This is a genomic window from Loktanella agnita (genome assembly GCF_046640325.1).
GTDB lineage: Bacteria > Pseudomonadota > Alphaproteobacteria > Rhodobacterales > Rhodobacteraceae > Yoonia > Yoonia agnita.
The window spans coordinates 79,243-92,456 of sequence record NZ_JBJMBF010000008.1; the positions used below are offsets into that span (position 1 = coordinate 79,243).

At 59.3% G+C, this 13,214-nt stretch carries 14 protein-coding genes; 3 read left to right on the forward strand and 11 right to left on the reverse strand.

The features are described from left to right. Nucleotides 1-371: 371 nt before the first annotated feature. Both ACJ5NV_RS10790 and ACJ5NV_RS10795 read left to right on the forward strand, forming a co-directional pair. Entirely contained in the window at nucleotides 372-2,006 is a 1,635-nt protein-coding gene (locus ACJ5NV_RS10790) for a tetratricopeptide repeat protein (protein WP_411643690.1), read from the forward strand. Continuing rightward, nucleotides 1,993-2,850: a 4-(cytidine 5'-diphospho)-2-C-methyl-D-erythritol kinase gene (locus ACJ5NV_RS10795; protein WP_411643691.1), complete on the forward strand. Its 858-nt coding sequence runs from the start codon at nucleotides 1,993-1,995 to the stop codon at nucleotides 2,848-2,850. Before ACJ5NV_RS10790 ends, ACJ5NV_RS10795 begins: the two co-directional genes overlap by 14 nt. Here the strand turns inward: ACJ5NV_RS10795 and ACJ5NV_RS10800 are convergent. The 3 genes from ACJ5NV_RS10800 to ACJ5NV_RS10810 are packed head-to-tail and all read right to left on the reverse strand — an operon-like array spanning nucleotide 2,845 to nucleotide 5,251. Then, on the reverse strand, nucleotides 2,845-3,486 hold the full coding sequence (locus tag ACJ5NV_RS10800) for an HAD family hydrolase (RefSeq protein ID WP_411643692.1): 642 nt from the start codon (nucleotides 3,484-3,486) through the stop codon (nucleotides 2,845-2,847). The genes ACJ5NV_RS10795 and ACJ5NV_RS10800 overlap by 6 nt on opposite strands. Then, the gene (rsmD, locus tag ACJ5NV_RS10805) at nucleotides 3,483-4,040 is read right to left on the reverse strand and encodes a 16S rRNA (guanine(966)-N(2))-methyltransferase RsmD (RefSeq protein WP_411643693.1); all 558 of its coding nucleotides are present in this window, start codon (nucleotides 4,038-4,040) and stop codon (nucleotides 3,483-3,485) included. Before rsmD ends, ACJ5NV_RS10800 begins: the two co-directional genes overlap by 4 nt. After that, entirely contained in the window at nucleotides 4,037-5,251 is a 1,215-nt protein-coding gene (locus ACJ5NV_RS10810) for an NAD(P)/FAD-dependent oxidoreductase (protein ID WP_411643694.1), read from the reverse strand. The genes rsmD and ACJ5NV_RS10810 overlap by 4 nt, the downstream gene beginning before the upstream one ends. 89 nt (nucleotides 5,252-5,340) lie before the next feature. Between ACJ5NV_RS10810 and ACJ5NV_RS10815 the strand changes: the two genes are divergently transcribed. Then, nucleotides 5,341-5,832, forward strand: coding sequence for a peroxiredoxin (locus ACJ5NV_RS10815; RefSeq protein WP_411643695.1), 492 nt, complete (start codon nucleotides 5,341-5,343; stop codon nucleotides 5,830-5,832). 225 nt (nucleotides 5,833-6,057) lie between these two features. On the opposite strand, the gene ACJ5NV_RS10820 is transcribed toward ACJ5NV_RS10815, so the two are convergent. The 8 genes from ACJ5NV_RS10820 to ACJ5NV_RS10855 all read right to left on the reverse strand — a co-directional run bounded on the left by ACJ5NV_RS10820 (nucleotide 6,058) and on the right by ACJ5NV_RS10855 (nucleotide 13,074). Next, nucleotides 6,058-6,198 (reverse strand): hypothetical protein, encoded by a 141-nt coding sequence (locus ACJ5NV_RS10820; RefSeq protein WP_411643696.1) that lies wholly within the window; start codon nucleotides 6,196-6,198, stop codon nucleotides 6,058-6,060. A gap of 211 nt (nucleotides 6,199-6,409) precedes the next feature. Further along, nucleotides 6,410-7,255, reverse strand: a complete 846-nt coding sequence (locus tag ACJ5NV_RS10825) for a mechanosensitive ion channel family protein (protein WP_411643697.1) — start codon at nucleotides 7,253-7,255, stop codon at nucleotides 6,410-6,412. A gap of 4 nt (nucleotides 7,256-7,259) precedes the next feature. Continuing rightward, entirely contained in the window at nucleotides 7,260-7,559 is a 300-nt protein-coding gene (locus ACJ5NV_RS10830) for a 4a-hydroxytetrahydrobiopterin dehydratase (RefSeq protein WP_411643698.1), read from the reverse strand. Next, nucleotides 7,556-8,740 (reverse strand): GNAT family N-acetyltransferase, encoded by a 1,185-nt coding sequence (locus tag ACJ5NV_RS10835; RefSeq protein WP_411643699.1) that lies wholly within the window; start codon nucleotides 8,738-8,740, stop codon nucleotides 7,556-7,558. Before ACJ5NV_RS10835 ends, ACJ5NV_RS10830 begins: the two co-directional genes overlap by 4 nt. Nucleotides 8,741-8,771: 31 nt before the next feature. After that, nucleotides 8,772-9,524, reverse strand: coding sequence for a glycerophosphodiester phosphodiesterase family protein (locus ACJ5NV_RS10840; RefSeq protein WP_411643700.1), 753 nt, complete (start codon nucleotides 9,522-9,524; stop codon nucleotides 8,772-8,774). Further along, nucleotides 9,521-9,991, reverse strand: coding sequence for a RidA family protein (locus tag ACJ5NV_RS10845; RefSeq protein WP_411643701.1), 471 nt, complete (start codon nucleotides 9,989-9,991; stop codon nucleotides 9,521-9,523). Before ACJ5NV_RS10845 ends, ACJ5NV_RS10840 begins: the two co-directional genes overlap by 4 nt. Before the next feature lie 51 nt (nucleotides 9,992-10,042). Further along, nucleotides 10,043-11,338 carry an HlyD family type I secretion periplasmic adaptor subunit gene (locus ACJ5NV_RS10850; protein ID WP_411643702.1) on the reverse strand — a complete coding sequence of 432 codons (1,296 nt, stop codon included), beginning with the start codon at nucleotides 11,336-11,338 and terminating at the stop codon, nucleotides 10,043-10,045. Further along, nucleotides 11,335-13,074, reverse strand: coding sequence for a type I secretion system permease/ATPase (locus tag ACJ5NV_RS10855; RefSeq protein ID WP_411643703.1), 1,740 nt, complete (start codon nucleotides 13,072-13,074; stop codon nucleotides 11,335-11,337). Before ACJ5NV_RS10855 ends, ACJ5NV_RS10850 begins: the two co-directional genes overlap by 4 nt. Nucleotides 13,075-13,214 lie beyond the last annotated feature (140 nt).

Consider the following 13,214-nt stretch of genomic DNA (forward strand, 5'->3'; position numbering starts at 1 on the left):
AAATGTGGTGGAGTTTCGCCGATGTGCGCGCGGGGCTATAGACCGGTCGCCACGGGCGGGGATGCCCGTGGCGCAGATGCAGGATGCTGCGTGCCCCATGTTTAACCATGTTTTCAATTTTTTACGCGATTGGGTCACCGTCCTGTTATCTGTCCGGCGCGCGGTCGAAAACAGGACCGGCGGGAAGATGCCGCAGAGCCTTGTTTTTTTGACTGTGCAACAATTTGCCGCCCAGAGAATGTCGCATTTGCATGTGAGGCTGATGCACACTAGGCTGATGGAAACCGGACCAAAGGGTTAATTTGACAGTGTTCAGACGTACCGCTTCCGCCGCTTTGATGGCGTGTATTCTCTTCCCCGCAAGTATGACAATGGCAGAGCCTGATGCAGGTGCATATCTTGCTGCGCGTCATGCGGGTGTCGCCAATGATTTCGCCGCTGGCGCGCGTTATTTCACCAAAGGTTTGTTGGCTGATCCCACAAATGGCTATTTGCTGGAAAACGCGCTGACCTCTTATATGGCGCTGGGGCAGGTGGATCGTGCACTGCCCATCGCGCAGGCGTTGATTGGTCAGGGACATCAAAGCCAGATGGCCAATCTGGCGCTGAGCCTTGCTGATGTGAAAGCGGGCAACTGGGATGGTGTGTTTACTGCGCTTGAGCAAGGCCGCAGCATCGGCCCGCTGGTCGATGGTCTGGCGCAGGCCTGGGCCCACTTGGGTCAGGGTGACATGCGCCGCGCGCTGGATCGCTTTGACCATGTGATCGCAAGCGAAGGCATGGAAGTTTATGGGCTGACCCACAAGGCGTATGCCCTTGCATCGGTTGGTGATTTCGAAGCCGCAGAGGCGGTGTTTGGCGCCTCTTCCACCAATGGAATGCGGTATAGCCGCCGCAGCGCCGTCGCACATGCGCAAATCCTGAGCCAGCTTGGCCGGAATGACGACGCGCTTGCCATCGTTGATGGTGTCTTTGGTCGCCAGTTGGACCCCAGCCTGCACGCCCTGCGCAGTGCTCTGGTGGCGGGCAATGCTGTTGCCTATGACGCTGTGTCTACCCCGGTCGAAGGCATGGCCGATATTTACCATGTGATCGCGGGCGCTGTCCGTGGTGAGGCACCGGATGCCTACACCCTGCTTTATGCGCGCGCGGCGACATATCTTTGGTCCGACAACACACCGGCGATCCTGCTGACGGCGGGTCTGCTGGAAGATATGGGCCAGTATGAACTGGCGAATACAGCCTTTTCGCGGGTGGATGTTGCGGATCCGTCTTATCACGCGGCAGAGCTTGGCCGTGCGGAAATGCTCCGCTCTGCGGGAATGAAAGAAGCGGCGATTGATGTGCTGGACAATCTGGCCCAAAGCCATCCGGAACTGCCCCAAGTGTTCGCCACCAAGGGCGATACGTTGCGTCAGATCCGGCGCTATGCTGAGGCCGCAGATGCCTATAGCAAGGCGCTGACCCTTTATGATGATGCAAGCCCGGTGAAATGGTTCGTGCATTATACCCGCGGGATCAGCAATCATCTGATCAACAACTGGCCTGCCGCCGAGGCGGATTTCCGTGCGGCGCTGGAATTGCAGCCCGATCACCCGCAGGTTCTGAACTATCTTGGGTATTCGCTGGTCGAACGCGGCGAAAAGCTGGATGAAGCCTTGCAGATGATCCAGACCGCAGCGGCGGCGCGCCCCGATAGTGGTGCGATTGTCGATAGTCTGGGCTGGGTGCTGTTCCAAATGGGGCAATACCAAGAGGCCGTGATCCATCTGGAACGCGCCGCAGCGCTGGAGCCGCTGGATGCCGTCATCAATGACCATCTGGGCGATGTCTACTGGGCCGTTGGCCGCGAGATTGAGGCGAATTTCCAATGGCAGCGCGCGCTGTCTTTCGGACCCACCCCTGATGACGCGCAACGCATTCGGGAAAAGCTGGACCGGGGTCTTGATATGGTCCTGCGGGATGAGGGGTTGACCCCCATCCATGTGGCCAGTGGCCACGATTAAGCGCCACGCCCCGGCCAAGGTCAATCTGACCTTGCATGTCACCGGTCAGCGCGATGACGGCTATCATTTGCTTGATAGCCTTGTCGTGTTTGCCGATGTGGCTGATCATCTGACGGTGACACCTGCGCCCGATTTGCGGATCAGTGTCAGCGGCCCGTTTTCGGCGGGTGTGCCCACCAATGACGATAACCTGATGATGCGCGCGGCTGCGGCCCTGCGCGATGCGCGCGGCGTCACCATGGGCGCGGCGCTGACGTTGGAAAAACATCTGCCCCATGCAGCCGGGATCGGCAGCGGGTCGTCGGACGCGGCGCTGACCCTGACCATGCTGGCCGAATTATGGGGTGTGGCCCCGCTGCCTGCCTCTGACCCGGCCGTGGCGCGGCTTGGGGCGGATGTTCCCGTTTGCCTGCGCGCACCTGCCCCCACCCGCATGTCGGGGATTGGGGATGTCCTGTCTTCGGTTCCTGACTTGCCCGCCTGTGCGCTGGTGCTGGTCCGTCCGCCGGTGGATGTGCCGACCCGCAATGTGTTCGACGCGCTGGACAGCAAGGATGGCACACCGATGGACCCGCTGCCAGACGGGTTGGACTACGATGGTTTCGTGACGTGGCTGCGCGCTCAGCGGAATGATTTGTGTGCACCTGCACAAGAAACCGCACCGCTGATTGCCGAGGTGCTGCATCAGCTATCATCACTGCCTGCTGTCGGCTTTGCGGGCATGTCCGGGTCAGGGGCTACATGTTTCGGGCTGGTGCCTGATATGGCCACCGCACGCAATGTGGCCCGCGTCATTCAGGTGTCACATATGGATTGGTGGGTCGCCCCGGCAGCGCTGCTATAGCTGTAGCGCTTGCGCGATCTGCGCCATGCTGGTCACCGGTTCTGCCCCCGTGTCACCAATCCGGGCCGGATCGCCATCCGCCACATAGCCAAAACAACGCACCCCGGCGGCCCGCGCTGCGTTGAAGCCTGCGGGCATGTCGTCGATCATCACAGTATGCTCCGGCGCGATGCCCATATCCGCCATGATCCGTTGCAACATGTCGGGGGCGGGTTTCGGGCGATGATCATGGCCTGAATAGATACGGTCCTGAAACAGCGTCAGCAGCCCGCTTGGGTTAAGGCTGATTTCCATCTTGGCGATGGGCCCGTTAGAGGCGATGGCCCGTTTGATCCCCGCCCGGTCCAGCGCGTGGATCAAATCAATCACGCCGGGGATAACCGGCACGCCCTTGCGCAGTTCGGCAAAGATTTCCGCATAAGTGGTATCCACCCAGTCCGGCGAAAGGTTTGCGCCGCGCCTTGTGGCCTCTTCCCCGACGCCATGGATCGTGCCGCCTGCGAACAGCGTGTGTATCTCGTGCGGTGAAATCGGCAGGCCGTGCCGGGTCAGGTTGGCGGCAAGGATTTGATCGCTGGTTGGTTCGCTATCCACCAACACCCCGTCGCAATCGAAAATGACCAGTTCAACCGTCATGCGTCTGCCCCAAGTAATGTGATCCATGAGTCGCCGTAGCGGCGTTGGTCCAGTGTTTGAAATCCCGGCGGTGCGATTTGCGCCTGGCTTTCTTCCCAGACGATGAGCGCGCCGGGGGAGACCCAGCCGCCTGCCTGTGCGGATGCCAGCGCCTTGCCCCCCAACCCCTGCCCATAAGGCGGATCAAGGAAGATCAGATCGCACTGGCTGCCGGGGGGCAGTCGCGTGCAATCCGCCCCAATCAGCGCGGTGTCCGCCTGCCTGCGCAGCTTGGCAATATTGGCGCGCAGCAGTTTCTGCGCAGCCCGCCCGTTATCGGCGAATGTGACATGGGATGCCCCGCGCGATAATGCCTCAAGCCCCAGCGCGCCGGTGCCTGCGAAGAGGTCGAGCACGCGGGCACCATTGATCGGATCGCCGAAACGCCCGCCCTGCAATACGTTGAACAGGCTTTCGCGGACCCGGTCGGTGGTGGGGCGCAGATGCGCGCCCGCATCGCCCTTGCCCACAGCCGCAAGGGCCGTGCCCCGATGGGTGCCGCCGATGATCCTCACGCTTTGAGCAGGGCCTTCATATCGGTGGCGGGATCGGTGATCAGCGCGGCGGCGGGGCTTTTGCCCGCCTCGATCAGTCGTTTGCCGACCATGTAGTTGCGCGGATCATTCATCGCGTCCACGGCGATCAGCTCTTCCCCTTTGTAGTACCAGTGAGACTGCACGCCCTCTGCGTCGCCTTTGCGGATATGAACATCCGTGTAGCCATGGTTCAGCCCGGCGATCTGGAGCTTGCAGTCATATTGATCCGACCAGAACCACGGCTTGGGCGTATAGACCTGTTCCCGGCCCATGATATTGAGCGCGACCGTTTCGGCCTGATCAATGGCGTTGCCGACACTTTCCAACCGAAGCCGCGTGCCCCGGTACAACAGCGAGGCGCAATCGCCCGCCGCCCAGATGTGCGGGTCAGAGGTGCGGCCATATTCATCTGTCGTGATCCCGTTATCCACCTCCACCCCAGCGCTTTCTGCAAGGATCGTGGCGGGGGTGATCCCTACGCCAACCACGGCGAAATCAAGCTGCACGATACTGCCGTCAGTTAGCACGGCCCCGGTGACATGGTCATCGCCCAGCAGCCGATCCAGCCCGACACCTTCGCGGATATCAACCCCATGCGACTGGTGCAGGGCGCGGAAATAATCCGAGGTTTCGGGGGCGGCGACCCGCTGCAGGATACGGTCGGCCATTTCGACAAGGGTGACCTTCAAACCCAGTTTAGACGCCACGGCTGCGGCCTCCAGCCCGATATAACCACCGCCGATGATCAGCACGCGGCGGTCCTTTTGAAAGGCGGGGGCCATCGCATCAGCATCGGCTAGATCGCGCACAAGGTAGAGCCCGTCGAGCATTCCCCCAACCGCAGCGGGTAAAGTGCGCGGAAACGCGCCGACCGTCAGGACCAGTTCATCATAGTGCAAACGCTCTTCGCCGGACAGGACAACGGCATGGGCGGCGCTGTCAATATCAACCACGCGGGTATCGAGACGTAGCGTAATGTTGTGTTCCTGATAAAAGTCGGCAGGGCGCAAATAAAGCCGCTCTTCGGCCATTTCCCCAAGTAAATAAGCCTTTGACAGCGGTGGCCGCTGATAGGGGGGGACTTTTTCGGCGCAAATCAGGGTGATATCGCCGCTGAACCCTTCGGCGCGTAATTTCGCAACAACGGAGGCACCAGCCTGTCCGCCGCCAACTACAACAACATGTGTCATGGCAAATTCACCTTTTATGCTAGGTCTTGTTCTGGGGGACTCTATATGTGAAGCCTCAGCAGACACAATTGAGAACAGGGGCAAATCAAATGACAATAAAGGTAGGCGATAAATTACCTGATGCGACATTGCTGGTCATGGGCGATGGCGGACCAGAGCAGGTGACCATGGCCGATAAAACCCAGGACCGTAAGGTTGTGATCTTTGGGCTGCCGGGCGCGTATACTGGAACCTGTTCCACAGCCCATGTGCCAAGCTTCATGATCACCCATGAGGATTTCAAAGCCAGGGGCGTGGATGAAATCATCTGTGTGTCGGTCAATGATCCCTTTGTGATGAAGGCATGGGGTGAATTGACCCGCGCGTCGGATGAAGGCATCACGATGCTGGCCGATGCTGAAAGTAATTTCACCAAGGCCATCGGCATGGATTTTTCCGCCCCTCCGGTTGGTTTCGTCAACCGCTCTAAGCGCTATTCGATGCTGGTCGAAAACGGGGAGGTGAAGATCCTGAACGCTGAAGAAAACCCCGGCGAATGTGACATCTCGGCGGGTGAGACCCTGCTGGAGCAGATGGGCTGAACATGCGGTTGCAAGCAACTGACGCCGCCCGCTGGTGCAGGCGTCAGTTGCTGTTCCGTCCGGGCCATTAGGGCGGGCGCGTTGTTGTGAAGGGTTACCAGTGCGTTTCGATTTACACCTGATGAACCAACCGCTGCCTTTCGCTTATGGCGCAAACGCAATTGGTGATATGTGATGTCGCACGCTCAAATCGGAACGCTTTGATATGGTGTTATGCGGTATCACCTATGCTGCGGTGCCGCCTCTCTGGCCGCCGATCGTCGTCGCCAGCATTCTATATTTATTGGTCTTCATCCCGTGGCGCCCGGTTGCCATTGCGGTATTTGTTTGCGGGATCATTTTTGCGCTGATGATGGTGGCATCCATGGTGTTGTGGCCGCGCATGGATATTTGCGATCCGCCCTATTTTTACGGTCTTATACTTAGGACAACAATCGCCGGCATGTGGGCTGTCGCAGTTGTGGGATATGTGTTGTTTGCCACGCAGGAGAAGCGCGGGGCTGCGATCCGGTTTTACCCGGTCGCGATTGCCCCGGCGCTATTGTTGAGCGTCCTATCGTTTTTATCGCGCTGACAGCTATTCCGCTGCGTTGACGATGGTCCGCGTGGGGAACGGGATGTCAACTCCGGCGGCATCCAGCGCCTCTTTCACTTTGCGCTTCATGTCGGCCTGATACTGGAAGTAATCAGCGCTGTCGCACCAGACGCGCACCAGAAAATCAACCGAGCTGCTGTTCAGGTTGTTGACCTGAATGAAGGGCTCCGGATCGGATTTTGACCGTTCATCCGCCATGATCGTGTCCCGAATGACCTCTTCCGCCTTTTTCAGGTTCGCCCCATAACCAACGCCAAAGGTCCATTCGGCCCGGCGCAGGGGATAGCTTGAATAGTTGACAATCGTGTTTCCCCAGACTTCGGAATTGGGGATGATGATCTGAACATTCCCAAGCGATGCGACCTCTGTATAGTTCAGGGTGATATCTTTGACGGTCCCCATCTGGTCGTTGACCTCGACGAAATCACCGATCTTGATCGGGCGGAAAAAGACGATCATCACACCGCCTGCGATATTCGACAGCGTGCCTTGCAGCGCAAGGCCGATGGCCAGACCTGCGGCACCGATAACGGCGATGATAGATGTGGTTTGCACCCCGAAAGTGTTGAGAACGAACAGGAAGGCAAAGCCGATGATGACATATCGCGCCACATTGCCCAGAAAGTTGAATAGGGTGATGTCCAAATGTGCGTGTTTTTGGCCCAAGCCGATCAGGCGTCTTTTGACCCAGCCCGCAAGGATCGACCCGATGACAAGGATCAGAATGGCCGCAACCACATTGCCCAACATGGAGGCCAGAAATTCGAGCGTCAGCAGATCAGTTAGCGTGCGCCCGTCCCAGATTTCGGTGTTCAGTAAATCTTCCAACTTGTTACTCTCCTGCCAGCGCGTTCAGTTTCGCGCCTAATTTTGCATCCAGTGCCGACAGTCCGTCGGCGTCATGGGTGGTCAGCGTGACCTCGACCGTTTTGTAAACGTTCGACCATTCAGGATGGTGGTTCCATTTTTCGGCCCAGAGCGCCGCCTTGGTCATAAACCCAAAAGCCTCGACGAAGTTCCGGAATGTGAATGTTTTGTGGATCGCGTCGCGCCCATCAACCATGGCCCAGCCTGCGGCCAGCAGGGGTGCGATTTGTTCTGCGCGCTCGGCTTCGGTCAGTTTGTCGGTCATTCGTGATCCTCCTGATGGGTTTTTCGGAAGGGGCCATAGCTGGTCAGCACCTCAATCTCGTGATCGACCGCATTGCGTTCTGCGTCAAGGTAGCGGGCGACCGCGTCGCGGAAACCTGCGTCTGAGAACCAATGCAGCGAATGGGTGGTGGTCGGCAGATAGCCCCGTGCCAGTTTATGTTCCCCTTGCGCGCCTGCCTCGACCTTGCTTAGCCCGTTGCGGATCGCAAAATCGATGGCCCGATAATAGCAGAGTTCGAAATGCAGGCAGGGGTGATGTTCGATGCATCCCCAGTAGCGCCCGAACAGCGTATCACGCCCGATAAAGTTTAGCGCCCCGGCGACCGGCTGCCCGTTCCGATAGGCCAGCACCAGCAGCATGTCATCGCGCAGCGTCTCTTGTGCGTGATCGAAGAACTGCCGCGTCAGGTAGGGGGTGCCCCATTTCCGGCTTCCGGTGTCCTGATAGAATTGCCAAAAAGCGTCCCAATGTGCGGGGCGGATGTCATCGCCTGTCAGTTCGACAATTTCGCCGCCAAATGCGTTGGCCTGTTGCCGTTCCTTGCGGATCGTTTTGCGTTTGCGGCTGGACAGGTTACCAAGGAAATCATCAAAACTGTCATAACCGTCATTCAGCCAGTGAAACTGTTGCCCGGTCCGGTGGAGCAGACCCATTTCCGCACCGGCAATCGCCTCTGCTTCGGTGCAGAAGGTGGCGTGCACGGAGGAAAGTTCATTATCTGCCGCAATCTGAACCGCCCCTTGGATCAGGGCGGACATGCCCACGACCTCATACCCTGGTCGCGTCAGGAACCGCCGTCCGGAGGCTGGGGTGAAGGGCACGGCGATCTGGAGTTTTGGATAATACCGCCCGCCTGCCTCTTCATAGGCATGGGCCCAATTGTGGTCGAAGATATATTCGCCCTGACTGTGCCCTTTGGCGTAAAGCGGGGCGACGGCAGCGATTTGCCCATCGATCAGCGCGGACAGGTAGCGCGGCTGCCACCCAGAACCCCGCCCGACCGATCCGCTGTCTTCCAACGCTTTGAGGAACCTGTGGGTGGTAAAGGGATCATCAGGTCGTCCCTCTGCCGCCTCGGGGCAGGCGCAGGCGTCCCAGTCGGCGGCATCAATGCCCGACAGGTCGGGATGGGCGGCGATTTCAATGGCTGTATCATCCATGGGCAATTACTTGGGCGCGCGGGGGCTGCCGTCAAGCCATGTAGCCTTCAAAGGTCACGTTATCTGCAATCTGGCGCGCCTGTGCCTCTGCTTTGGCGCTGCGGACGGTCCAGCACAGAATCGAAGCGCCGTGTTGTTTCAGTTCCGCCACGCGGTGCCGGTCCAGATCAGGGGCTTCATGGCTGATGAAACAGGCCCCGGTGCGGGCGTAGTCAGGAATATCGCGCAGCCTGTCGCAGACCTGTGCAGAAAGATCGGGCCAAAAGCGCGGGTCATAGCTGGATGTGGTCAGCCCGCGTGGGATGTGGGGAGAAAGATCGGCCATGGCGGCGACACTATGCGGGTTAAACGACATGAGGGCGACATCGCCCTGATAGCCTTGCAGTGCGTTGGCCACGGCCTGTTCCAGCGGGCCGTTATCCGGGCCCATATTGCCGTCCTGATCTTTGATTTCGATCAGCAGGGGGACCTGTCCGGCGACCAGTACCAGCACATCGTCAAGCGCGGGGATTGCGCCGCTGTCACCTGACAGCGTGATCGCAGCGAGCTCTGCCCGTGACCGCGCACGTACAGGGCCGGTTTCGGCGGTCAGCCGGTCAAGCAGATCATCATGAAAGACCATAGCATGCCCGTCGCTGGTCAGCTGCACGTCCATCTCGATCCCATAGCCGGCGTCGATGGCCGCCCGGATAGATGCCATGCTGTTTTCCACCCGCCCCGCCTTGCGGTCATGCAAGGCGCGATGGGCGAATGGCCGATCCAGAAACGCTGGTGGCAGGCTCATTTGATCTGAAAGATCGCTTCGATTTCGACCGCAACACCCAGCGGCAGGCTGGCAGCGCTGACCGCAGCGCGGGCATGACGGCCTGCGTCGCCCAAAGCCATAACAAGGAAATCAGAGGCGCCGTTGATCACTTTGGGCTGATCTGTGAAATTCGGGGTCGAATTGACGAAACCGGTCAGCTTGACCACCCGCACCAGCCGTTCCAAGTCGCCGTCGCAGGCAAGCTTGGCTTGGGTCAGCAGCGAAATCGCACAGAGCTTGGCCGCTTTGGCACCGTCTTCCACCGAAAAATCATCCCCCAGCACACCCTTCACCGGGCCATTGTCGTCCTGCGAAATCTGGCCAGAGACATAGACCATATCGCCGACGACCACATAGGGCAGATAGTTACCCGCCGCCTTGGGGGCATGACCCATATCGGGCAGGGTGACGCCCAGTTCGGCCAGTTTGCTTTCAATCGTGTTCATCGCATCCTCCATTGTTGCGGGGACGCTAGCGGCACCGCGCGGCAGGCGCAATCACGACTCGCGGAATGCCTTTGCAAAATAATCCGCCAGCGGTTTGATGAAATAATCCATCGGGCTGCGTTCCGCGGTGCGCACAAAGGCTTCGACCGGCATGCCGGGGATCAGCGTCATATCGGCGGGCAGCTTTTCGATCTCACCCTCGTCAAGCTCCACCTCGGCCCGGTAATAGGACGCGCCGGAGTTTTCATTCTGAAAGGCATCCGCCGAAATCAGGGTGACCTTGCCGCGCAGTTCTGGCGTGCGGCGTTGGTCAAACGCCGAGAACCGCAATGTGACCTCTTGCCCGACAAAGATCTGATCCACGTCGATGACCTGCACCTGTGTGGCAATCACCAGCGGGCGGTCCTGCGGGATCAGGAACAGTACCGGGTCGGCGGGCCGGATCACCGATTGTTCGGCGAAGACCTGCAAACTATAGACGATGCCCGACACAGGCGCGCGAATGTCGAGTCGGTCCAACTGGCGGCGCAGTGTGCGGCGGCGTTCGGACAGTTCCAATTCGTTATATTGCAGATCACGCAACTGGGTAATCGCGTCTTCCCGGCGGGAGGTGCTGAGCCCGAGGATCTGGATTTCAATCTCTGTCATCCGTTCAGCGGCCTGTGCGGCCTGCGCCGTCAGCTCACCTGCGCTGCCCAGCAGGCTGGCTTGTTCACGCTGCAAGGCCAGCACGCGGCTGGCCTGTGCCAAGCCCCGGTCCAGCAAGCTTTGCTGATCTGCCAGTTCTTTTTCGATCAGACCGCGCTGGGTCTCCAGCGCCGCCTGCTGAGAGCTGATACCCGTTAGCTGGCTGGCAATCTGGGCGCGCTGCTGTGTCAGCTGCTCTTCTGCGCGGAGTTTGGATTCCAGCCGTGCATCAAAGAGGCGGCCTTGGCCTGCGGTCAGGCTTGCGGCCTCTTCCGGGCCTGCCTCGGACAGAAGCGGATCAAAGGTAATGACGCCAGTGCCGTCGCGCTCTGCCTCTAGCCGTCCGCGGCGGGCGAGGATTTCGAACAACTGTCCTTCGACCACGGCCAGTTCGGATTGCAAGATCGACGGGTCCAGCCGGATCAGCAGTTCGCCTGCCTGTACCGCGTCGCCTTCATCGACGAGGATTTCTTCGACCACGCCACCGTCGGGGTGTTGGACGACCTGGCGGTTACGCTCGACCTCGATCTGTCCGGATGTGATCACCGCGCCTGAAATCTGGGCCAGCAGGGACCATGTGCCAAAGCCGCCCACAAGGATCAGCAGTGTTAAAAGGCCGACTGATGTGTGCCGGCTGGCGGACCAGCGATCACCGCTCATGATACACCCCCTGCCTTGCCGGCGTTGCGTTTGATCTGATCATGGTTCTTGACCATTTCCGCCATCACCTCATCCTTGGGACCAAAGGCGCGCCGGGCACCTGCCTCGATCACCAGCAGCATGTCACATTCCTGAATGGCAGCCGGACGGTGCGCCATGATGAACACGATCTTGCCTTCATGTTTAAGGCTTTTGATTGCTTTGTTCAGCGCCATAGAACCATCATTGTCGAGGTTCGAGTTCGGTTCATCCAGCACAAGCACGACCGGGTCACTATACATTGCGCGCGCCAGTCCGATCCGTTGGATCTGCCCACCTGAAAGCTTGCCAGTGGTGGCCGAAACGCGGGTATCGTAGCCATCTGGTAGTTTCAGGATCATTTCGTGTGCCGCCGCCTTTTGGGCGGCTTTGACAACCTTGGCATCGTCCGGTTCCATCGACATACGGGCGATGTTTTCCTTGATTGTCCCATCAAAAAGCTGCACCCGCTGCGGCAGGTAGCCAATGTGCTGGCCCAGCACATCAGGATCATATTGATCCAGCGCGGCCCCATCGAGCCGGATTTTACCGCCCGCTGGCTGCCAGACCCCTGTCAAAACCCGTGCCAGCGTTGATTTCCCAGCGCCGGATGTTCCGATGACGCCAACGGCCTGTCCCGGCTTGACCTCAAAACTGATCAGCCGCAGCGAGGCTTGCTTTTCACCCGGCGGTACGACCGTGACCTGATCGGCCAAAAGTCGGGCGCGTGGTTTTGGCAATTGGGTACGGGGCTGTTCCTGCGGGATTTCACCCAGCAAGATGGACAGCCGCCGCCAGCCCTCGCGTCCTTTTTGAAACACGGCCCACTGGCCGACGATCATTTCGATCGGCGCAAGCCCGCGACCCAAAAGGATCGACCCTGCGATCATCGCACCGGGGGACAGTTCGCCGATCAGCACAAGATATGCCCCAAGCCCCAACATTGCCGATTGCAGGAACAGCCGGAATGCCTTGGTGCCTGCGGTAAAGGTGCCCGCCGCATCGGCGGCCCCGATGGTGGCCTCAAGCGATTGGCCCCGCGCTATCTGCCAGCGATCGAATGCGGCCTCGCGCATGCCAAGCGATTGCACCATCTCGCTTTCGCTGCGGATCTGGCTGCCTAGCTGTTCGGATGCGAAACTGGCCGCATTTGCCGTTTCCAGCGGGCGCCGGGTGGTGGTCTGGTTCAGGATCGCAACGCAGATCAGGACGGCCGCACCGGACAGGGCCAGCCAGCCCATTAGCGGGTGAAAGATGAAGATGCCCCAAAAGAACAGGGGCGCCCAAGGCAGATCGAACATGGCCATCAGCGCGGGCGAGGTGATCAGCCGCTGAATCGATTCCAGATCGCGCAGCCCGGTCGCAGCCTGACGCGGGGCGCGGGACATGGATGTCGCCTGTAGAACAGCGCCAAAGACCCGCCGGTCAAGCTCTGCCTGAAAACGCGCGCCGACCCGCCCCATGACCCGTCCCCGGACGAAATCGAGGATTGCCATCATTCCATATAGGAACGCGACCAGCACGGTCAGCGCGATCAGCGTCTCGAAAGAGCGCGAGCTGAGCACCCGGTCATAGACGTTCAGCATGTAAAGCGGACCGGTCAGCATCAGCAAATTCACAAAGAAGCTGAAAATCGCCACCATCCAGTACAGGGGGCGGCTTTTGCGCCGCGCCTCTAACAGTTCCGCATGGCCGCGGGCAGTTGTTTCATCAGACATATATGTTCACTCGTCCTTTGATTATGCGGCTGCTTTGCGCCAAGCTACAGAAAATCAATAAAAAGTTAATGACTGATCTTCAGGATTTTGTCTAATCTCAGTTCAATGAGATAAGAAATTGAACCAAAGACAGAATCGCA